Source organism: Patulibacter sp., assembly GCF_030655195.1.
Lineage (GTDB): Bacteria > Actinomycetota > Thermoleophilia > Solirubrobacterales > Solirubrobacteraceae > Patulibacter.
Genome location: NZ_JAURWA010000006.1, coordinates 1 through 20840, shown reverse-complemented (window position 1 = coordinate 20840; position 20840 = coordinate 1). Strand labels below are relative to the sequence as shown.

Annotated in this window: 19 protein-coding genes, 1 pseudogene and 1 riboswitch; of the genes and pseudogenes, 8 read left to right on the top strand and 12 right to left on the bottom strand. The window is 73.5% G+C overall.

What is annotated here, in order from left to right:
* Positions 1–33 precede the first annotated feature (33 nt).
* From leuD to Q7T67_RS00415, 6 genes are all read right to left on the bottom strand, one after another.
* Entirely contained in the window at positions 34–654 is a 621-nt protein-coding gene (gene leuD / locus Q7T67_RS00440) for a 3-isopropylmalate dehydratase small subunit (protein ID WP_304785351.1), read from the bottom strand.
* Positions 655–693: 39 nt separating this feature from the next.
* On the bottom strand, positions 694–2115 hold the full coding sequence (gene leuC, locus Q7T67_RS00435) for a 3-isopropylmalate dehydratase large subunit (RefSeq protein WP_304785350.1): 1422 nt from the start codon (positions 2113–2115) through the stop codon (positions 694–696).
* Positions 2116–2208: 93 nt separating this feature from the next.
* Positions 2209–2823 carry a helix-turn-helix domain-containing protein gene (locus Q7T67_RS00430; RefSeq protein ID WP_304785349.1) on the bottom strand — a complete coding sequence of 205 codons (615 nt, stop codon included), beginning with the start codon at positions 2821–2823 and terminating at the stop codon, positions 2209–2211.
* A gap of 87 nt (positions 2824–2910) precedes the next feature.
* On the bottom strand, positions 2911–3558 hold the full coding sequence (locus tag Q7T67_RS00425; protein WP_304785348.1) for a hypothetical protein: 648 nt from the start codon (positions 3556–3558) through the stop codon (positions 2911–2913).
* Between the two features lie 8 nt (positions 3559–3566).
* Positions 3567–4919: an NCS2 family permease gene (locus tag Q7T67_RS00420; RefSeq protein ID WP_304785347.1), complete on the bottom strand. Its 1353-nt coding sequence runs from the start codon at positions 4917–4919 to the stop codon at positions 3567–3569.
* Positions 4920–5116: 197 nt separating this feature from the next.
* The gene (locus tag Q7T67_RS00415) at positions 5117–5845 is read right to left on the bottom strand and encodes a ferritin-like domain-containing protein (RefSeq protein WP_304785346.1); all 729 of its coding nucleotides are present in this window, start codon (positions 5843–5845) and stop codon (positions 5117–5119) included.
* A gap of 298 nt (positions 5846–6143) precedes the next feature.
* Here Q7T67_RS00415 and Q7T67_RS00410 point away from each other — a divergent pair, with 298 nt between their 5' ends.
* Positions 6144–6758: a malonic semialdehyde reductase gene (locus tag Q7T67_RS00410; protein WP_304785345.1), complete on the top strand. Its 615-nt coding sequence runs from the start codon at positions 6144–6146 to the stop codon at positions 6756–6758.
* 269 nt (positions 6759–7027) lie between these two features.
* On the opposite strand, the gene serA is transcribed toward Q7T67_RS00410, so the two are convergent.
* Positions 7028–8641, bottom strand: coding sequence for a phosphoglycerate dehydrogenase (serA, locus tag Q7T67_RS00405; protein WP_304785344.1), 1614 nt, complete (start codon positions 8639–8641; stop codon positions 7028–7030).
* A 20-nt stretch (positions 8642–8661) separates the two neighbouring features.
* The gene (serC, locus tag Q7T67_RS00400) at positions 8662–9828 is read right to left on the bottom strand and encodes a phosphoserine transaminase (protein WP_304785343.1); all 1167 of its coding nucleotides are present in this window, start codon (positions 9826–9828) and stop codon (positions 8662–8664) included.
* Positions 9829–9851: 23 nt separating this feature from the next.
* A riboswitch (ZMP/ZTP riboswitch) is annotated at positions 9852–9937 on the bottom strand.
* A 141-nt stretch (positions 9938–10078) separates the two neighbouring features.
* Between serC and Q7T67_RS00395 the strand changes: the two genes are divergently transcribed.
* Together Q7T67_RS00395 and Q7T67_RS00390 are read left to right on the top strand one after the other, a co-directional pair.
* Complete coding sequence (locus Q7T67_RS00395) at positions 10079–11560, top strand: carboxypeptidase M32 (RefSeq protein WP_304785342.1); 1482 nt, start codon at positions 10079–10081, stop codon at positions 11558–11560.
* Positions 11557–12093 carry an NADPH-dependent FMN reductase gene (locus tag Q7T67_RS00390; protein WP_304785341.1) on the top strand — a complete coding sequence of 179 codons (537 nt, stop codon included), beginning with the start codon at positions 11557–11559 and terminating at the stop codon, positions 12091–12093. Before Q7T67_RS00395 ends, Q7T67_RS00390 begins: the two co-directional genes overlap by 4 nt.
* Before the next feature lie 74 nt (positions 12094–12167).
* Here the strand turns inward: Q7T67_RS00390 and ilvC are convergent, their stop codons facing one another.
* The 3 genes from ilvC to Q7T67_RS00375 form a co-directional block, all read right to left on the bottom strand.
* Positions 12168–13166 carry a ketol-acid reductoisomerase gene (ilvC, locus tag Q7T67_RS00385; protein WP_304785340.1) on the bottom strand — a complete coding sequence of 333 codons (999 nt, stop codon included), beginning with the start codon at positions 13164–13166 and terminating at the stop codon, positions 12168–12170.
* A 192-nt stretch (positions 13167–13358) separates the two neighbouring features.
* Positions 13359–14243: a class I SAM-dependent methyltransferase gene (locus Q7T67_RS00380; RefSeq protein WP_304785339.1), complete on the bottom strand. Its 885-nt coding sequence runs from the start codon at positions 14241–14243 to the stop codon at positions 13359–13361.
* Positions 14244–14373: 130 nt separating this feature from the next.
* A complete protein-coding gene (locus Q7T67_RS00375) occupies positions 14374–15789 on the bottom strand; it encodes a class I adenylate-forming enzyme family protein (protein ID WP_304785338.1) in 1416 nt (471 codons plus the stop codon).
* A gap of 283 nt (positions 15790–16072) precedes the next feature.
* On the opposite strand from Q7T67_RS00375, the gene menB reads away from it, so the two are divergent.
* The 5 genes from menB (at position 16073) to Q7T67_RS00350 (ending at position 20484) form a co-directional block, all read left to right on the top strand.
* Entirely contained in the window at positions 16073–16957 is an 885-nt protein-coding gene (gene menB, locus Q7T67_RS00370; protein WP_304785337.1) for a 1,4-dihydroxy-2-naphthoyl-CoA synthase, read from the top strand.
* A gap of 48 nt (positions 16958–17005) precedes the next feature.
* Positions 17006–17941, top strand: coding sequence for a 1,4-dihydroxy-2-naphthoate polyprenyltransferase (locus Q7T67_RS00365; protein WP_304785336.1), 936 nt, complete (start codon positions 17006–17008; stop codon positions 17939–17941).
* 72 nt (positions 17942–18013) lie between these two features.
* Positions 18014–19069, top strand: a complete 1056-nt coding sequence (locus Q7T67_RS00360; RefSeq protein WP_304785335.1) for a mandelate racemase/muconate lactonizing enzyme family protein — start codon at positions 18014–18016, stop codon at positions 19067–19069.
* A 62-nt stretch (positions 19070–19131) separates the two neighbouring features.
* Positions 19132–20019: a deoxyribonuclease IV gene (locus Q7T67_RS00355; protein ID WP_304785334.1), complete on the top strand. Its 888-nt coding sequence runs from the start codon at positions 19132–19134 to the stop codon at positions 20017–20019.
* A gap of 120 nt (positions 20020–20139) precedes the next feature.
* On the top strand, positions 20140–20484 hold the full coding sequence (locus Q7T67_RS00350; protein ID WP_304785333.1) for a peptidoglycan-binding protein: 345 nt from the start codon (positions 20140–20142) through the stop codon (positions 20482–20484).
* A gap of 20 nt (positions 20485–20504) precedes the next feature.
* On the opposite strand, the pseudogene Q7T67_RS00345 reads toward Q7T67_RS00350, so the two are convergent.
* A pseudogene (locus tag Q7T67_RS00345) lies at positions 20505–20840 on the bottom strand (hypothetical protein); the annotation flags it as partial.

Here is a 20840-nt window from a genome sequence, read left to right as displayed (position 1 = left end):
GCGTGCGCGACATCGGCGGGGTGGCCCGTCCGCTCAGGCGACGGGCGTCGACTGGATGGTCTTGCCGTCGGGGCCCTGCGGGGGCAGCGACAGGGAGCTCGGGCCGGGGAAGGGCGACGCGGCGCGCGCCTCCTCGTAGCGGGTGATCGCGGCCTCGTCGTTCAGCGTCAGGCCGATGTCGTCCAGCCCGTTGAGCAGCCGGTGCTTGATCTCGCCGTTGATCTCGAACGGGAAGCTCTCGCCGCCTGCGACGACGGTCTGGGCGTCGAGCTCGATGCGCGCCTCGCCGGCCGCGGCGATCTTGCGCACCTGGTCCTCGGGCAGCTCGATCGGCAGCAGACCGACCTTCGTGCAGTTCGACGCGAAGATGTCGGCCAGCGACGTGGCGATGATCGCGCGGAAGCCGGCGTCCTCGAGCGCCCACGGGGCGTGCTCGCGGCTGGAGCCGGAGCCGAAGTTGGCGCCGGAGCAGAGGATCGGGTTGCCGATCTCCACCTGGAAGTCCGGGGCCTCCTTCGCGTCGTGGAAGAGGTACTCGCCGAAGCCGGTCCGCTCCACGCGCTTCATGAAGCGCGCCGGGATGATCTGGTCGGTGTCGACGTCGTCGCGCGGCAGGTCGGAGACCTTGCCCTCGATGATGCTGATGGGATCCATGTCTGGTCCTCGCTCTCGAAGTTCGGGGGAGCCGGGCGCCTAGACGGCGGCGGGCTCGCGGGTCTCGGCCGGGTCGAACGTGCGGACGTCCACGAAGTGGCCCGCGATCGCTGCGGCGGCGGCCATCTGCGGCGAGACGAGGTGCGTGCGCCCGCCCTTGCCCTGACGGCCCTGGAAGTTGCGGTTGGAGGTCGAGGCGCAGCGCTCGCCGGGCGAGAGCACGTCGGGGTTCATGCCCAGGCACATCGAGCAGCCCGCGCCGCGCCAGTCGAAGCCGGCGTCGGAGAAGACCTTGTCCAGGCCGAGCTCCTCGGCCGCGATCTTCACCTGGACGGAGCCCGGGACGACCATCGCGTAGACGCCGTTGGCGACCTTGCGGCCCTTGATGACGTCGGCGGCGGCCTGCAGGTCGGCCAGGCGGCCGTTGGTGCAGGAGCCGAGGAAGACGCGCTCGATCGAGATGTCCTCGATCCGCTCGCCGCCCTTCAGCCCCATGTACTCCAGGGCGCGCTCCGCCTGGCCGCGCTCGGCCGGGTCGTCGAACGACTCGGGCGTCGGCACGGTGCCGTCCACGCCGACGACCATGTCCGGGGTCGTGCCCCAGGTGACGCGCGGCGACAGGGACGTGACGTCCACGTCGATCTCGCGGTCGAAGGTCGCCCCCTCGTCGGTGTAGAGCTGCTTCCACGTCTCCACGGCGGCGTCCCACGCCGCACCGGTCGGGGCGGCGGGCTTGCCCTGGACGTAGTCGAACGTGGTCTGGTCCGGCGCGATCATCCCCGCGCGGCCGCCGCCCTCGATGGTCATGTTGCAGATCGTCATGCGGCCCTCCATGGAGAGCGCCTCGACGGCGGGACCGGCGAACTCGACGACGTGACCGACGGCGCCGTCGACGCCCATCTGGCCGATCGCGCCGAGGATCATGTCCTTGGCGGTGACGCCGAAGGGCAGGTCGCCGACGAAGTTGATGCGCATCGACTTCGGCTTCTTCTGCACCAGGCACTGCGTGGCGAGCACGTGCTCGACCTCGGAGGTGCCGATGCCGAAGGCCAGGGAGCCGAACGCGCCGTGCGTGGCGGTGTGGGAGTCGCCGCAGACCATCGTCATGCCGGGCTGCGTCATGCCCTGCTCGGGACCGACGACGTGCACGATGCCCTGGCGGTCGGAGCCCAGCGAGAAGACCGGGACGCCGAACTCGGCGCAGTTGTTCTCCAGCGTCTCCACCTGCACCCGCGAGAGGGCGTCCTTGATCCGCGCCGCGACGGGCGTGCCGTCCGTCGGGACGTTGTGGTCCGCGGTGGCGAGCGTCTTGTCCGGGCGGCGCACGGGGCGACCGGCCAGGCGCAGGCCGTCGAAGGCCTGCGGGCTCGTGACCTCGTGGACCATGTGGAGGTCGATGTAGATCAGGCCTTCGCCGACCTCGTGGGTCTCCCAGATCTTGTCGAACAGCGTCTTCGGCATGGCGTTCTCGTGAGGGTGGTGGGTGTGAGGAATCTTCGTGCGCCGCCGTGCGCCCGAGGGGACGCAGGACGGCGGTGACGCGGGGTCGCGCTCTCAGCTGCGGCGGAGCCCCGCGCTGACGACGGCCAGGAGGACCGCGGCCCCGGGGCCGGGGTTCTCGAAGTGGTGCGGCAGGTCTGCGTCGAAGGTGACGCAGTCGCCCTGCTGGAGCGGGTGGTCGACACCGTCGCAGTGCAGGACGACGCGCCCCTGCTCGACGAGCGCGATCTCGCGCGTGCCGGGCTCGTGCATCGGGGGATCCCCCGCGTTGCCCGTCCGCGCGCCGTCGCGCAGCTCGTGGCGGGTCAGCTCGCTGCGCTGGCCGGGCAGCGGCGCGGTGAGGATCTCCACGACGTGCCCGCGCTTCGGCGAGCCGCCCCTGCGACGCTCGGCGGCCCGGACGACCGTGACGGAGCCGCCCTCGTCCAGGCGCAGCAGCTGGCTCAGCGTCAGGTCCAGGCCCGCGGCGATGCGGGCGGCGACCTGCAGCGTCGGGGAGCTCTCGCCCCGCTCGACCTGGCTCAGGGTGGTGGCGGAGACGCCGCAGCGCTCGGCCAGGTCGCGCAACGACAGGCCCATGTTGTCGCGCAGCGCTCGGACGCGCGGCCCGATCTGGATCCGCTCCCGCTCGCTGTCGGGGATCTCGGTCCCCGTGGCCACCGTCACCATGGGTCGTACCGTATCACGGACGCGTGTCCCGTCAACCGGACAATCGTTGGCGGTGTGGCGCGGGGGGGCTCGCCGCGCGAAGAGCAGTCAGTCGTCGCGGAGGCGGGCGTCCGCCAGCGCGCGCAGCAGCTCGAGCGCACCACCGGGGTTGCGGCCGTGGACGGAGAGGACCATCACGCCGGAGGCGTCGTCGGCCCGCACGGGCAGCCCGAACGCCCGCTCGCCGTCGAGGACCGGCGCCAGCGGCTGCGCACCGGGCGCGGCCGTCCACCCCTCGAGCGCCGGTGCGAGGTCGTAGAGGTCGCCGTCCGCCCCGAGCGCCGGGATCTCGTCCGAGCCGGCCGCGACGTAGACGTCGCAGTCCCGGGACTCCGCCCGCTGCCGCGCCTGGAACGCGCGGAGCGGTCGACCGTCACCGTCGGGGAAGCCGAGCGTCGAGGCCTGCAGCCGCTCGGAGACGCCGTCGAACCGCCGGATGGCGGGCTGCAGGAGACGCATCTCCGACGTCGCGCCGCAGACGCTGACCGTGCCGGCCGCCTCCTTCGCGTCGCCGGTGCCCAGGCGCGGGGCGTCGGCGGCCTCCGTCGTGGTGGCCGGCGCCGTCGTCCGTGCCGTCGCGCCGTCGCCCGCGTCGCCACCACCGCCACACGCCGTCAGACCGATCGCCACGGCGACGAGGGCGGGTGCGAGGAGGGCCCGGACGGGCGACGACGGGCGGTGGGGGCGCGGGATCACGGAGCGGGTCAGACGGTGCCGTAGGAGAAGTACCAGACGAACACGGCCGCCACACCGCCGAGGAGCGGGTGCACGTCGCGCCAGCGACCCCGCAGGACGGCGATGAGGACGTAGAGCACGACCCCTGCCCCCACGCCGTTGGCGATCGAGTACGTGAACGGCATGAGCGCGACGGTCGCGAAGGCCGGGAGCGCCACGCCGATGTCATCCCAGTCGATCCCGGCGATCTGCCCGAGCATGAGCGCCCCGACGACGACGAGCGCGGGGCCCGTCGCGGCGGACGGGATGACCGCCGCCAGCGGCGCGACGAACATGCAGAGCAGGAAGAGCACGCCCGTCGTGACGTTCGCCAGACCCGTCCTGGCGCCCTGCGCGGCCCCGGCGGTGCTCTCGACGAAGATCGTGTTCGAGGACGCGGAGGCGGCGCCGCCCGCGATCGCGCCGGCGGACTCGACGAGGAGCACGCGGCGGAGCATCGGCAGCCGTCCGTCCTCGTCGAGGAGCTCGGCCTTGCGGCCCACGGCCAGCGCGGTGCCCATCGCGTCGAAGAAGTTCGCCATCAGGACCGCCACCACCACCGCGATCGCCGCGCCGACGCCGAGGACGTCGAAGACGTTGAACGAGACGTCGCCGACCAGGCCGAAGTCGGGAGTCGCGGTGACGGAGTCGGGCAGCTCGGCCCCGGGGACCGGGGTGCCCCCCGACAGGGCGTTGATCACGATGCCCAGCACGGTGGCCAGCAGGATCCCGAGCAGCAGCGCGGCGGGGACGCGGCGGGCGACGAGCGCGCCGATCGCGACGAGACCGACGACGAACACCAGGGTGTTCCACGTGGTGACGTCCCCGTTCAGTGCCACGATCGTGCCACCGTCCTCGGGGTGCTGGACGATGCCCGCGCTGACGAGGCCGATCAGGGCGATGAACAGGCCGATGCCCGCCCCGATCGAGCGTTTGAGCGCGTCGGGGATCGCGTTCATGATCGCCTCGCGCAGCCCCGCGAGCACGAGGACGAGCATGATCACGCCCTCGATCACGATCACGCCCATCGCGTCGGACCAGTCCAGGCCGCGCCCCGCGACGAGCGTGTAGGTGACGAAGGCGTTGATGCCCAGGCCGGCGGCCAGCGCCATCGGCACGTTGGCGAAGAGGCCCATCGCGATCGTCAGGACGCCGGCGACCAGCGCGGTGGCGGTGACGAGCTCGGCCTGGTCGAGCTTCAACCCCGTCCCGTCGGCGACCGCGCCGAGGATCGATGGGTTGACGGCCAGGATGTAGGCCATCGTCGCGAAGGTCGCGAGTCCGGCGAGGATCTCGGTGCGGACGGTGCTGCCGCGCTCGGAGATCCGGAAGAAGCGGTCCATCGGGGGTCCTCTGCGTGCTGCGCGGGTGGGGGTCGACTCCCCGCTCCGGCGCCCGAGGGGCTCGACCGGTGGCGGGTCCTCCCGCGAAGGCTACGACGCCCGGCCCCCGGAACGACGACGGGCCCCGATCGCCGGAGCGATCGGGGCCCGTCAGGTCCCGGTGACCCGACCGCTGCGCGGCCGGGTCGAAGGGCCTCCTAGAACTTGGAGGTGTCGGCCTTCGTGATGAGGGTCTTGCCGCCGCCCTTGAGGCCGGTGACGGCCTTCAGGATCTGGCCCTGCGTCTTGGCCTTGTCGTACGCGCGCGGGGCGGGGTACGAGGAGGCCTTCGCGCCGACGGCGCCGCCGCCGAGGATGTACCGGATCCAGGCCGCGTGACGGGCCTCGACCGAGTGGATCGCCAGGGCGACCTGGACGACCGCGCGCTGCTTCAGGTTCGGGCCCTGGCCGGCGTAGGCCGAGACGCCCGTGTCCTCGAGGAGCGCGGCGGTGGGGCCGAACGCGTCGGGGGCGATGATCGCCGCGACGGCGGTCGAGTCGAGCGTCGGGGACTTGACCGCGGAGCGGCCGATGGCCTTCTTGAGGTCCTTGACGTGCTGGGCCTCGTGGTTCGCCGTGACCTGGGCGAACTGCTTGAGCTCCGGCGACGCGAAGTTGTCCTGCTTGACGGCGGCGGCGTAGAACGCGGCCTCCAGGTACTCCAGCGTCAGCGCGTACTGGAGGATCTTGACGTCGTTCTTCGCCGAGGGGCGCTTCGTCGAGATGGCCGCGTTGGCCAGCGACGGGAGGCCGAACACGCCGGCGACACCGACGGCGCCGACAGCACCGGTCTTGAGGAAGGTGCTGCGGTCGAAGCCCGCGGCCTCGGCGTTCTCGCGAACGTCGCCGTTCACGTCGAGCTTGTCGAGGTTGATCTGCTGCGACACAGGTGTGCTCCTGAGAATCGGTTGGTACTCGGGCGCCGCGACGCGGCTCCCGGGGTTCTCGTGGGTGGAAACGACGCGGGTATCGGATCGGATGCACCGCGACGACGATTCCGCCGCCGCGATCCCGGTCCACCGCGCCGAGGCTCCCCCCGGCGGAAGGTCGGGGCGCGCTGCTACGCGCATCCGACGGTCTCCCTGGAGACCCTACCCGCGGCACTTCCGACGAAACTCCCGCAATCGTGAGAGTTTGCGGAAGGCGCTTTAAGCGGACCCAGGTCCGCTTCGGTAGCCTGGGGCCATGACCGGTCCCGACCCCACCCCCGCCCATCTGGCGCTCGCCCCCGACGCCCAGTCCCTCCTCTTCCGCGAGGCGCGGACCGCGAACACCTTCACCGACGAGCCGGTCACCGACGACCAGATCCGGGCGATCTGGGACCTCGTGCGGTGGGCGCCGTCCGCGGCCAACACGCAGCCGCTGCGCATCGTGGTCGTCCGCTCGAGCGAGGCGAAGGCGCGGCTCCTGCCCCTCATGAGCGGCGGCAACCGCGAGAAGACCGCGGCGGCGCCCGTCACCGCCATCCTCGCCGCCGACACCCGCTTCTTCGACCACTGGGACCGCCTCCTGCCGTACAAGAAGGGCGGCGGCGCCTCCTTCGAGGGCTCGCCGGACGCCGAGGGCATGGCGCGCTTCAACGGTGCGCTGCAGGCCGGGTACTTCCTCCTGGGGGTGCGCGCGGCCGGCCTGGCCGCCGGGCCGATGGCCGGGTTCGACAAGGCCGGCGTCGACGCCGAGTTCTTCCCCGAGGGCACCGTGAAGTCGCTCCTCGTGGTGAACATCGGCCACCCGGGCCCGGACGCCTGGATGGACCGCCTCCCCCGGCTCGAGCACGACGAGGTCGTCACGACCGTCTGAGCGGACCCCGGACCGACCCGCACACGAAGGGCGGCGTGCTCATCGCGCGATCCTGACCGCCGGCGACCGGCATGTCTCCACCGCACGACGAACGTGGGACACGTCGGGACTAGGCGTCCCACTGCCGCCCAAGGACGCTCGCTCACGAGGACCGAGGACGGGCCGACGGCCGACGCCCGCGACCCGGCGGGCGACCGCCGCGCGGCCCGGCGCCGGCGCCCGGGGCGGGACGTCCTCCACCGGCCCCGGGACGAGCGTGCCCGTGCGTCTCAGAGCGTGACGGTGCGCCCGTCCTGGACGCCGTCCAGGGCGAGGATCTGCTGCAGCGTGTCGGCCCAGACCGGCTGGTCCGTGGTGATCAACATCACCGCGTGGCCGCCACGGGTGCCCTCGGCGTCCTGATGGTAGCCGACGGCCGCCTGCTCGATGTTGACGCCCTTCTCCCCCAGGAACTGCCCGATCCGGCCGACCATGCCGGGCTGGTCGACGTACCGCAGGATCAGCAGGTTGCCCTCGAGCTGCAGGTTGAACCGCTGGCCCCACGCCTCGAGCAGGTACGGGCGGTCCTGGCGACCCAGCGTCGTGCCGACGACGCGATGGCGCTCGCCGCCGGAGACGACGGTGACCCGCACCAGGTCCATGAAGTCGCGGGCCTGGGTGCGCGTGGTCTCGGAGATCTCGATCCCCCGCTCCTTCGCGATGCCCGGCGCGTTGACGTCGTTGACGGCCTCCTCGGTGCGCCCGGAGAGCACCCCGCGCAGGACGGCGAGCGACAGGGGACGGACGTCGCGGTCGCCGATGCGGCCGAGCGCCTCGACCTCGATCCGCTCGACGGACGAGCCGCCGGCGAGCTCCACGGCGATCCGCCCGAGGCTGGTGGCCAACGGGACGAACGGCGCCAGGACCTCGAGGTCCTCCTTGCCGACGGCGGGGGCGTTGACCGCGGTGGTCACCGTGCCGCCGGAGAGGGCGGCGACGATCTGCTCGGCCGCCTGGAACCCTGCGCGGTCGTTGGCCTCGGCGGTCGACGCGCCGAGGTGCGGCGTGAGGATGACGTTGTCGTAGCCGCGGAGGATGTGGTTCGTCTCGGGCTCCGACGCGAACACGTCCAGCGCGGCGCCGCCGACCCGGCCGTCGTCGAGGGCGACCTTCAGCGCCTCCTCGTCGATCAGCCCGCCACGCGCGACGTTGAGGACGCGGACGCCCTTCTTCGTCTTCGTGAAGGCCTCGGTGCCGAGCCAGCCGGCGGTCTCCGGCGTCTTCGGAAGGTGGATCGTGATGAAGTCCGCGACGGCGTAGACGCCGTCGGAGTCCGCGGCCTTCTCGACGCCCATCTCGCGGTACCGCTCTGCGGAGACGTAGGGGTCGTACGCGATGACGTTCATCGCCAGGCCCTTGGCCCGCTCGGCCACGAGCTGGCCGATGCGACCGAAGCCGATGACGCCGAGCGTCTTGCCGTAGAGCTCGACGCCGGAGAGCTTGGAGCGCTCCCAGCGGCCGGCGTGCATGCCCTCGTTGGCGCGCGGGATGTTGCGGGCCAGCGACATCATCAGCGCGACGGTGTGCTCCGCCGCCGTGACGACGTTGGACTGCGGCGCGTTGACGACGATGATGCCGCGCTTCGTCGCGGCGGCGATGTCGACGTTGTCGACGCCGACCCCGGCGCGACCGATGACCTTGAGGTTCGTCGCGCGCTCGATCAGCTCGGGCGTGAACGTCGTCGCGGACCGGATCAGGACGCCGTCGTACTCGGGCAGTCGCTCCAGGAACGTCTCGTCGTCCCAGTCCAGGCCGAGGTCGACCTCGAAGCCGGCCTCCTGCAGCGCCTCGATGCCGGACGGACCGACCTTCTCCTTGACCAGGACCTTCGGTGTGATGCTCATCTGCTCTGTTCCTTCGGGTCTCAGGCGGTCTGGCGCTCGACGACGTAATCGATGGCCTGTGTGAGGCGCTCGACGTCGGAGGTCTCGATCGCCGGGAAGGTCGCGACGCGCAGCTGGTTGCGGCCCAGCTTGCGGTAGGGCTCGACGTCGACGATGCCGTTCGCGCGCAGCGTCTTGGCGACCTGCGCGGCGTCGACCGCGTCGTCGAAGTCGATGGTCGCGATCACGCCGGAGCGGTGCTCCGCGTCCACGACGTAGGGAGTGGCGTAGCTCGACGCCTCGGCCCACGAGTACAGGTGGCCCGAGGACGCGGCGCTGCGGCCCGCGGCCCAGTCGAGGCCGCCGTGCTCGTTGAACCAGTCGATCTGCTCGGCCATCATCAGCAGCGTCGCGAGGGCGGGCGTGTTGTACGTCTGCTCCTTGCGCGAGTTGTCGAGGACGGTCCCGAGGTCGAAGAACGCGGGGACCCAGCGGTCCGACTTCGCGATCCGCTCGACCCGCTCGATCGCCGCGGGCGAGAACAGGCCGAACCAGATGCCGCCGTCCGCGGCGAAGCACTTCTGGGGCGCGAAGTAGTAGACGTCGGACTCGGCGACGTCGACGGGCAGGCCGCCGGCGGCAGAGGTCGCGTCGATCAGGACGAGCGCGTCGCCCGCGTTCTGCGGGCGGGCCACGCGGGTCTGCACGCCGGTGGAGGTCTCGTTGTGGGCCCAGCCGACGACGTCGAACTCCTGGCCGTCGAGCGCGGCGTCGATCTCCGCGGCGCTCGCGGTCGTGCCGGGCGCGGCGTCGATGACCAGGGGGTCCTCGAGGAACGGGGCGTCCTTGTTCGCCTTGGCGAACTTGGAGGAGAACTCGCCGTTGACCAGCGCGGCGGCGCGCTGGTCGACGAGCCCGAACGTCGCGGCGTCCCAGAACGCGGTGGTGCCACCGTTGGAGAGCAGGACCTCGTACCCGTCGGGGAGCTGGAACAGCTGGGCCAGGCCGCTGCGGACGCGGGCGACGGTGTCCTTGACGGGTGCCTGGCGGTGCGACGTCCCGATGATGTGGGCGCCGGAGGCGGTGCGCGCGCCGGCGAGGGCCTCGACCTGCTCCGGGCGGACCTTCGACGGCCCGGCGCCGAAGCGGCCGTCGACCGGCTTCAGGTCGTCGGGGATCTCGATGGTCGTGCTGCTGGGTCCGGTCATGCTGCTCCTCGGAGTCGGAAGACGGTCGGTGCCCAGGCGCGCGGCGGTATACGCCATCGCTCCCCGGTGGTCAGTTCCACCTGGTGCAACGCCAGTCGCGACGGCGCGGCCGAGTCTACAAGAGGACCGGCGGCGCCCCCGTGCGGCGCGTCGGCTTCACCGACCGGTCACGACGCGGGCCCCGACCCCCACGCGTCGGCCACGACGCCCGCGTGGAGGGTCGGTCCGCCGGGCGCGGGAGGATGCCCCGGTGACCGACGACGCGATCCACGCCCTCCGCGAGCACCTGGCGGTGGTCTCGGACCTCGGCCACGCCGGGATGCTCCTGCACTGGGACCAGCAGACCCACATGCCCGCCCGCGGCGCGCAGGCGCGCGGGCAGGCCGGAGGGACCCTGGAGCGCCTCGCGCACGAGCGGATCGCCGACCCCGTACTGGCCGACCTGCTCGACGCGGCCGAGGCCGCCGGCGAGGACCCGGGGCTGGTCCGGGCGGTGCGCGAGGACCACGCGCAGGCCGCCCGCGTCCCGGCGGAGCTGGTCGGCGAGATGGCCGAGGTCGCGGCCGAGGCCCAGGGGGCCTGGGAGGCCGCGCGCGCCGCGTCCGACTTCGCGGCGTTCGCGCCGTTCCTGCGCCGGCACGTGGACCTCTGCCGCCGCTACGCCGCCTGCTTCCCCGAGGCCGAGCACCCCTACGACGCCCTGATGCAGCGGTACGAGCCGGGCGCGACCACCGCGAGCGTCCGCGCCGCGTTCGCGCAGCTGCGCGAGGGACTCGTCCCGCTCATCGCCGCGATCGCGGCCAAGCCCGACCCGGGCGACCTGACCGGGCCGTTCCCGACCGCCGACCAGCGCACCCTGGCGCTCGAGATCGCCCGGACCATGGGGTACGACGACGCCGCCTGGCGGATCGACGAGGCGGCCCACCCGTTCATGGCCAACATGGGCCGCGAGGACGTGCGGATCACCACGAAGGAGGAGGAGGAGTCGACCCTGGCCATCGGCCTCTTCGGCGTCCTCCACGAGACCGGCCACGGTCTGTACGAGGCGGGGATCGACCCGCGATGGGACCGCACGACCGTCGGCACCGGCACGTCGCTGGGCGTGCACGAGTCCCAGAGCCGGCTGTGGGAGAACATGGTCGGCCGGTCCCGCGCGCAGTGGTCGCGCTGGCTGCCGCGCGCCAAGGAGCTCTTCCCGGTGCCGCTCGACGGGCTCGAGGTCGACGAGGTCCTGCGCCGCATCAACGCGGTGCGGCCGTCGCTGATCCGGGTCGACGCCGACGAGGCGACCTACTGCCTGCACGTGCTGCTGCGCTTCGAGCTGGAGGTCGCGCTGTTCGAGGGAGAGCTCGAGGTCGACGACCTCCCCGCCGCCTGGAACGCGCGCATGGAGGAGTACCTGGGCGTCACCGTGCCGTCCGACGCCGACGGCGTGCTGCAGGACATCCATTGGGCCCACGGCGTCTTCGGCTACTTCCCGACCTATGCGCTGGGCACGATGATCGCCGCCCAGCTGTGGGAGGCCGCGCACGTCGCGATCCCCGACCTCGACACCCGGATCGCCGACGGCGACCTGGCCACCCTGCGCGAGTGGCTGCGCGAGCACGTCCACCGCCACGGGCGGACGAGGACCGGTGATGAGATCCTGCGCGACGTCACCGGCGGCGGCCTGGACCCGGTGCCGCTGCTGCGGTACCTGAACGACAAGTACGGCGCGCTCTACGACCTGTGAGCGACGTACGGATCCTGCTGCTCACGGGGAGCACGCGGGCGGCCTCGACGAACACGGCGCTCCTGCGCGCCGCCGCCGAGGTCGCCCCGGAGGACGTCCGCGCGACGCTGTGGGCCGGCCTGACGGAGCTGCCGCACTTCGATCCCGACGACGACGTCGATCCCCTCCCCGCGCCGGTCGCGCGGATGCGGGCGGCGATCGCGCAGGCCGACGCGGTGCTCGTCTGCACGCCCGAGTACGCGGGCGCCCTGCCGGGGTCGTTCAAGAACCTGCTCGACTGGACCGTGGGCGGGACGGAGACGAGCGGCAAGCCGTTCGGGTGGGTCAACGCCTCGGGCCGACCGGGCGGGGCGACCGGCGCGCACGAGGAGCTGCGCACGGTCCTGTCCTACACGGACGCCCGGCTCGTCGACGCCGCGTGCGTCGCGGTCCCGGTGCACCGGGCGGACGTCGTGGACGGCGTCGCGGTCGACCGTGACGCGCGGGCGGCGCTGGTCGTCGTCCTGGCGGCCCTCGTGGACGCGGTCCGCTGAACGACGAAGGCCCCGCCGTGGCGGGGCCTTCGGGCGGCGGGCCCGGACGGCGCCGGGTGCCTCGGGCGGCGCCCTCAGCCCTGGGCGAAGCCCGAGTCGTCGATCCAGTCCATCTTGGAGCGGAGCTCCTTGCCGGTCTTCTCGATCTGCAACGCCGCCTGCTCCTTGCGGAGGCGGTCGAAGTTCTCGTTGCCGGCGCGGTGCTCGGCGATGAACTCGCGGGCGAAGGTGCCGTCCTGGATCTCGCCCAGGATCTTCTGCATCTCCTTCTTGGTCTCCGCGTTGACGACGCGCGGACCACGGGTCAGGTCGCCGTACTCGGCGGTGTTCGAGATGGAGTAGCGCATGCCGGCCAGCCCCTTCTCGTACATCAGGTCGACGATGAGCTTCAGCTCGTGGAGGACCTCGAAGTAGGCCATCTCGGGCGAGTAGCCGGCCTCGGTGAGGACCTCGAACCCGGTCTGCACGAGGGCGGAGGTGCCGCCGCAGAGGACGGCCTGCTCGCCGAACAGGTCGGTCTCGGTCTCGTCCTTGAACGTCGTCTCGATGACGCCGCCGCGGGTGCAGCCGATGCCCTTGGCGTAGGCCAGGGTCAGGTCGCGGGCGTTGCCCGTCGCGTCCTGGTGCACGGCGATGAGGCCGGGGACGCCGGAGCCCTCGAGGTACTGACGGCGGACGAGGTGGCCCGGGCCCTTCGGGGCCGCGAGCGCGACGTCGACGTCGGCCGGGGGCTCGACCTCGCCGTAGAGGATCGAGAAGCCGTGACCGAAGAGGACGAGGTTGCCGGCGGCGACACCGTCCTTGGCCTCGGCCCACACGTCGCGGTGCAGCTCGTCGGGGACGAGGAACTGGACGACGTCGCCCTTCGAGGCCGCGTCGGCGATCGAGAGGACCTCGAGGCCGGCGTCCTTGGCCTTCTGGACCGACGAGGAGCCCTCGCGGAGACCCACGACGACCGAGACCCCGGAGTCCTTGAGGTTCTGGGCGTGGGCGTGGCCCTGGGAGCCGAACCCGATGATGGCGACGGTCTTGCCGTCGAGCAGCGTCAGGTCTGCGTCGTCGTCGTAAAACATGAGGGCGGATACTACGCCGGGCCCGACGCCCGGCGCGGTCCGCCCGGACGGCCGCTGTGACGACCGTCCGTACGGCATCCCTTCCGGGCGTGCCGTATCCCGGTCGCCGAGGGCGTCTCCGGCGGTGCCCTGACGCCGGGGCGGCGCCGTCGCTCCGGGGCAGGCCGAGCCCGGGCCGGGCCGGCCGGGCGCTCAGGCGTCCGCGGCGGCGACGAGCACCGCGCCCGGCAGCGCGATCGCGCCCTCGGGCCCTTCGGGATCGGGGTGCGCGGCGAAGGCCGACTCGATCTCCGCGTGGATCTCGTCCCGCAGCTCGGGCTCGACGTCCTTCAGCGCGGTCGTCGCGCGGTCGGAGAACTCGAGGAAGTTCCTCCGCGCGTCCTGGGCGCTCGGCGAGCGGAACGCGACGTCGACCCGGGCGACCTCGGGCAGAACGAAGCCGGTCGACCCGAGCAGCTCGACGACCTGGTCGGCCGAGGCCAGGGAGAACGGACCGGGCTCGACGTTCTCGGGCGAGAAGCGCTCCGTCAGGCCGCGGTCGGCGAGGACCCCGGTCCCCAGGCCGAGCCACGGGTTGTCCTCGACGCGGTCCCAGACCGCCAGCGCGATGCGCCCACCCGGCCGCAGCACGCGCCGCGCGTCGCGCAGCGCCGTCTCGGGGTCGGGGACGAGCATGTAGCCGAACCGCACGAGGATGCCGTCGACCGACGCGGCGCTCATATCGAGCCACTCGAGCTCCATCGGCGTCACCTCGACGTTGACGATGCCCCGCTCGGCGGCGTGGCGCTTGGCCGCCTCGACCATGCCCTCGGCGCCGTCGCTGATGATCACCTTGCCGCCGGGGTGCACGAGCTCGGCGGCGAGCAGGCCCGTGTCCCCCAGGCCGGCGGCGGCCTCGAGGACGACATGGCCGGGCTGCGGGTTCAGCGCCTCGATCATCGCGTGGGAGACCGGGGCGACGGCCGCCTGGAACCAGTCGCGACGGCGCTCCCAGATCTCGGCCTGCCGCTCCCAGCGCTCGCGGGACCGCGCCCGCAGGTCGTCGGGGGTCGGGGCGGGATCGGGGACGTCGCTCACCCGCCCATGGTCGCAGGCACCGGAGCACGGTCGCCGGCGGCGGCCGGCGGGTCGTGCCGCTGTGGGTCACCGACGGCCGAGCGGTGGGCGCGGCGCGACCCGGGGCCACAGGTCGCGGCGAGGCCGCCGGTCAGGTCAGCGCGCGGCGCAGCAGCTTGCCCGACGCCGTCCGGGGCAGCTCGTCGGCGACCTCGATCTCGCGCGGCACCTGGTGGCGCAGCAGCCCGGCCGCCGCCGCGCGCCGCAGCGCGTCGAGGTCGACGGTCGCACCGGCCGCCGGGACGATCCGGGCGCAGACGCGCTCGCCCCACTCGCGGTCCGGCCGACCGAAGACCGCGGCCTCGGCCACGGTGGGGTCGGCCTCCAGCACGCGCTCGACCTCGAGCGGCAGCACGTTCTCGCCCCCGGTGATGATCGTGTCCGAGCTGCGCCCGACGATCGTCAGGTGGCCGCGGTCGTCGAGGACGCCGAGGTCGCCGGTGTGCAGCCGGCCGTCGGCGGCCAGGACGGCGCGGCTGACCGTCGGGCCGTGGACGAGGACCTCCCCCACGACGCCCGCCTCGGTCGTCGGGGAGCCGTCGGCCCCGGCGATCTCGACCGTCGTGCAGAACAGCGGCGGCCCGAGCGTCGCGATCTGGCTGGTCGTCTCGCTCATGCCGTAGGTCGGGGCGACCGGGATCCCCGCTGCGCGGGCCTCCTCGAGCATCCCGGCCGGGATCGACGCCCCGCCGAGCAGCACCCAGCGCAGCGCCATCGCGTCGGTCCGGCGCAGGCCGGCGTCGAGCAGGCGCCGCAGCGTCGTCGGGACGACCGAGACGACGGTCGGCGGCGGCCCCTCCTCGGGGAGCCGGCCCGTCAGGGAGGCCAGGACGCGGTCGGTGTCCCAGCCCTCGTGCACGACGGCCGTGGTCCCGGCGATCGCGCTGCGCAGCAGCACGCTGAGGCCGCCGACGTGGTTCAGCGGCAGGGCGCAGAGCCACCGCTCCCCGGGCGGGCAGTCGAGCGTCGCGGCCGACCCCAGCGCGCTCCAGAGCCAGTTGCCGTAGGTCAGCGGGACGGCCTTCGCGGGGCCGCTCGTGCCGCTGGTGTGGACGACGATGGCGACGTCGTCGAGCTCGTGCTCGTCGCGCAGGCGCGCGTCCGCGGACGGTGCGGGCAGCGACGACCACGCGGCCTCGTCGAGCACCGGGACGGTCCTTCCCGGAGCCGGTCCCGGGCGCCCGGGCGCCGCGCCCGGCGACGACCCGGTGCCGGCCGCGTCGGCCACCCCCGTCAGCCGCCGGTCGCGCTCGGCCGGGGCCAGGCGCGGGTCCAGCGGCACGACGAGCGCACCGATCCGCAGCAGGGCGTGGAGGGCCAGGACGAACGGACGCCCCGGACCGAGCTGCAGCCCGGCGGGCTCGCCGGGCCGGACCCCGGTGGCCCAGAGGCGCGCGGCGACGTCGTCGACCTCGCGCAGCAGCGCCGCGTACGACGTCCCGACGAGGGCCTCGTGGTCGGGCCGGCGACGGGCCGCGCGCAGGAGCCAGGACTCGACGACGGACACCCGCCGAGGCTATCCGGCCGGCCACGGACGTCGGATCGTGCGCCGGGACGGCGTGCCCGAACCGTCACGTCCGCCGGACGTCGGACGGCTCTGCCGCACGACGCACGCCTGCCATGCCCGGACGACCGGAGCCGGCAGCCGGCGACCGGCCTCGGCGGATCCCCCATGCCCGCGCCCCGCGCGTGACGTCGGTCCGCCGCGCGTCCGCCCGCACCCCACCCGCCGTAGGGACGAGCGCGGCACTAGCCTTCCGGGCGGCCGTACCGGAGAACCGAGGAGCACCGTGACCGTCACCTGGAACGCCCCCGCGGGCAGCGACTACACCGACATCCGCTACGAGATCTCCTCGGGGGACGGCGACAGCCCGTCCGACCGGGGCGGCATCGCGAAGATCACGATCGACCGGCCGCAGGTGCGCAACGCGTTCCGCCCGCAGACGATCATCGAGATCTCCCGGGCGATGGACGTGGCCCGCGAGGACCCGGCGGTCGGCGTGATCGTCCTGACCGGCGAGGGGCCGCTCGCCTTCTGCTCCGGCGGCGACCAGCAGGTGCGCGGTGACTCCGGCTACCTGACGGACCCCGACAACCCGGACCGTCAGCCGTCCGGCTCGTCCGTCGGGCGCTTCCACGTCACCGACCTGCAGGTCCAGATGCGCCGGACGCCCAAGCCGATCGTCGCGATGATCGCCGGGTACGCCATCGGCGGCGGCCACGTCCTGCACCTCCTCTGCGACCTCTCGATCGCGGCCGACAACGCCCGCTTCGGCCAGACCGGCCCGAAGGTCGGCTCGTTCGACGGCGGCTTCGGCGCGAGCGTCCTCTCCGACCTCGTCGGGCCGAAGAAGGCGAAGGAGATCTGGTTCCTCTGCCGCCAGTACTCCGCGAAGGAGGCGCTGGACATGGGCCTCGTCAACACCGTCGTCCCGCTCGAGCGGCTCGAGGAGGAGACGGTGCAGTGGTGCGACGAGATGCTCGCCAACTCGCCGTTCGCGCTGCGCCTGCTCAAGGCGAGCTTCAACGCCGCCGAGGACGGGTACGCCGGGCTGCAGCAGCTGGCGCACGACACCAACCTGCTCTTCTACGGCTCGGAGGAGGCGCAGGAGGGCCGCGACGCGTACAAGCAGAAGCGCACTCCCGACTTCTCGAAGTTCCCGCGCCGGGCCTGATCCCTCGCAGGCCCTCCGCCCACCCTCACCGATCGCCACGAGCCCCGCATGAGCACCCACGCCGAGTACGCCGCCGACGCCGGAGGCGGCGGATCCCGCCCCAGCCCGATGCGCATCTGGTTCCTGGCGGCGCGCCCCAAGACGCTGCCGGTCGGCCTGGCGCCCGTGCTCGTCGGCACCGCCCTGGCGATCCAGCAGGACGCGTTCCGGTTCCTGCCGTTCCTCGCCGCGCTGCTCGGCGCGCTCTTCATCCAGGTCGGGGCGAATCTCGCCAACGACTACTCCGACGCGCGACGCGGCGCGGACTCCGACGACCGGCTGGGCCCGCTGCGCGTGACCGCCGGCGACCTCGTGCCGCCGCGGCAGGTCCTGCTCGCCACGTACCTGACCTTCGGCGTCGCGGTGCTCTGCGGGATCTACCTCATCGCCGTCGCCGGCTGGGTCATCCTCGCGATCGGCGCGGCGTCGATCGTCGCCGGGCTGCTCTACACCGGCGGGCCCCGTCCGTACGGCTACGCGGGACTCGGCGAGCTCTTCGTCTTCCTCTTCTTCGGGCTCGTCGCCGTCACCGGGACGCACTACTGCCTCACCGAGGAGTTCGACGGGACCGCGCTGGCGCTCGCCGTCCCCGTCGGGCTGATGGCCGCCGCCGTCCTCGTCGTCAACAACGTGCGCGACATCGACACGGACCGCCGGGCGAACAAGAACACCCTCGCGGTGCGCCTGGGGCGCCAGCGCACCCGGCAGCTCTACGCCGGGATGCACGTCGCCGCCTACGTCGTGACCGCGCTGATCGGCGCGATCGACGCCGACCTCACGCTGTGGCTGCTGATCTCGCTGCTCGGGATCCCGCTGTCGGTGCAGCTCGCCCGGACCGTCGCGACGCACACCGACGGCCCGACGCTCAACGGCGCCCTCGCGGGCACCGGCCGGCTCGAGCTCGTCTTCTGCGTGCTGCTCTCCGTCGGCATCCTGCTGTCCTGACCGGGGCGCCCGGCGCCCGGTCGCCCCGCCCCCGGACGACCCGTCCCGCGCGGGCCGAATACGCTGCCCGACGTGGATCTGCGCATCGAGGAGGTCGCGCTCCGGCTCGCCCAGCCGATGCGCGCCGCGTGGGGCGAGATGACGGAGCGGCGCCTGCTGCTCGTCGCCCTCGAGGACGACGACGGACTCGTCGGCTACGGCGAGGCGTCGCCGCTGGAGCCCTACGACGGCGTCCCGCTGTCCGACGTCCGCGACGCCCTGGAGATCTGCCGCGACGCCCTGCGCGACACCCGCGGCATCACCGGGGCCGAGGCGCTCGAGCTGACGCGCTCCGTCGCCGACTCCCCGCACGCCCTGGCGGCGATCGACCTGGCGCTCTGGGACCGCGCGTCCCGCCGCGAGGGCCGGTCCGTCGCGTCCATGCTCACCGAGGACCCCTTCCGGTGGGTGCCCGTCAACGCGACGATCGGCGGCCTCGAGCCCGAGGAGGCCGCGGAGCTCGCCCGCGAGTGCGCCGACGCGGGCTTCGAGACCGTGAAGCTGAAGGTCGGGCTGCCCGACGACGAGGCGCGGGTCGGGGCCGTGCGCGAGGCCATCGGCCCCGACGTCGCGCTGCGCCTGGACGCCAACGGCGCCTGGAGCGTCAACGAGGCGATCGCGGCGATCGCCACCCTCTCGCCCTACGGCGTCGAGCTCGTCGAGGAGCCCGTCCACGGCATCGAGCGGATCCGCACCGTCCGCGACCGCCTGCCGGTCCGCGTGGCGATGGACGAGACCGCCGACGTCCCGGGCGCGATCGCCTCGGGCGCCGCGGACGCCGTCGTCCTGAAGATCGGTCGCTCCGGCGGCATCGGCGGCCTGCTCGCCCGCGCCACCCTCGCCCGGTCCACGCGGGCGGACGTCATCCTCGCCTCGGCGTGGGACGGCCCGCTCGCGGTGGCGGGTGCGGTCCACGCCGCCGCGGCGCTGCGGCTGCGCGACGCCTCGGGACTGGCGACGCTGACGATGTTCGAGCCCGCCGCGCTGGACGCCGTCGGCGTCGGCGACCAGAGCCTCGGCGACCTGGCCGCCCGGCTCACCGCGCGCGACGGGACGATCAGCGTCCCGCGCACCCCCGGCCTCGTCTGACGCCGGACGGAGGGGGACCGGGCCCCGCCGTGCCTGGGCCGTCTCGCTAACGTGCCCGCGCGATGTCCGACACCGCCGCCCTCCCCCTCCTCGGTCTCCACGTCTCGCCCGCCGGCGGCCTGCCCAAAGCCGTCGAGCGCGGGGTGCAACGCGGCTGCGAGAGCATCCAGATCTTCACCCAGAGCCCGCGGCAGTGGGCGCCCACGAAGCACAGCGACGAGTCGATCGCGCAGTTCCGCGAGGACCTGGCGGCCTCGACGATCGAGTGCGTCGTCATCCACGCGCTGTACCTCTCCAACGCGGGCACCGACGATCCCGAGCTGCGCGCGAAGTCGCTCACCGCGATCACGCACTCGCTCCGGGTCGGCGCGCAGATCGGCGCCGTCGGGGTCGTCCTGCACCCCGGGTCCGCCAAGGACGGCCACGTCGGCGAGGCGCTGGACCGCTGCGGCGACGTCTTCAAGGAGGCCCTGGCGGAGTCCGAGGACTGCCCGCTGCTGCTCGAGGACACCGCCGGTGCGGGCGGCACCCTGGGGCGCTCGTTCGAGCAGCTGCGGACGCTGCTCGAGGTCTCCGGCGGCCACGAGCGGATCGGCTTCTGCCTCGACTCCTGCCACCTCCTGGCCTCGGGCTACGACGTGACGACGCGCGAGGCGGTCGACGGGGTGCTCGCGGAGGCCGACGCGGCGTTCGGGCTGGACCGGCTGCGCTGCATGCACGTCAACGACTCGCAGACGCCGCTGGGATCCAACAAGGACCGGCACGCCCCGCTCGGCACCGGCGAGATCGGCGAGGACGGCATCGCCGCCCTGCTGAGCGAGCCGCGGTTCGCGGGCATGCCCGTGATCTTCGAGGGGCCCGGCGTGGAGGGCAAGGCGCCGGAGATCGCCGACATGGAGATCGCGAAGCGGCTGCGCGAGCAGGGCCGCGCGGCCCGCGGTCTGGCCTGAGCACCGACGCGGGACGCCGCGTCCCGGAAACATTCACGGGCCCGACCGGCAACGCATAGGTCCGCTTCATGTCCCGGGGGCAGGATGGACGCAGATCGATTCCCTCCCCAGGAGTCATCGGTGTCCTCCAGCCAGAACCCCGCCCGCCATCCCGTCCGCCGCGCATCAGGTCGCGTGCGTGCCGCCGCCACCCCGATCGCCGTCGCCGGCGTCGTGGCCCTGTCGAGCATCGGGCTGTCGGCCGCGCCGGCCGCAGCCGCCGAGCGCGTGCAGCACCGGCTGGTCGCCGACGGGTACCTCGACGCGTCGGACGCGTCGGGGGCCTACGACGCGCGGACGGGTGCCGCGGTCGCCCGCTGGCAGGCCGCCCGCGGCCTCCGCGCCGACGGTCTCGTCGACGCGGTGACGGCCGACGAGCTCCTGGGTACAGGATCGACAGTCCCCCACCGAAGGATCCCCCAATGAGCCAACAGCAGACCGAGCTCTCACCCGCAGGACGACAGCGCCGCGGCCACCGCGGCAGGCGCCTCGCGCAGCAGGCCATGGCCGGCGTCGGCAACAACGACCTCGCCCGCCGGCTGCGCCGCAAGTCGCAGGAGCCGCGCGCCGATCGCCCGGTAACGATCGTCGCGAGCACCGACGACGACCGTCAGCGGAGCCGCAAGCGCCCCCAGGCGCGGCCCCACCGCGGGTACCGCGCCCGCACCCAGACCGCGTAGCGCGGCCGCCAGTCCGTCGGCGTCGCCGGCCGCCAGCGCCTCGCGCTGTGCGGCCCGCGCGGCCGGCGGGTCGCCGTCCCACAGCGGCAGCTCGGCCCAGCG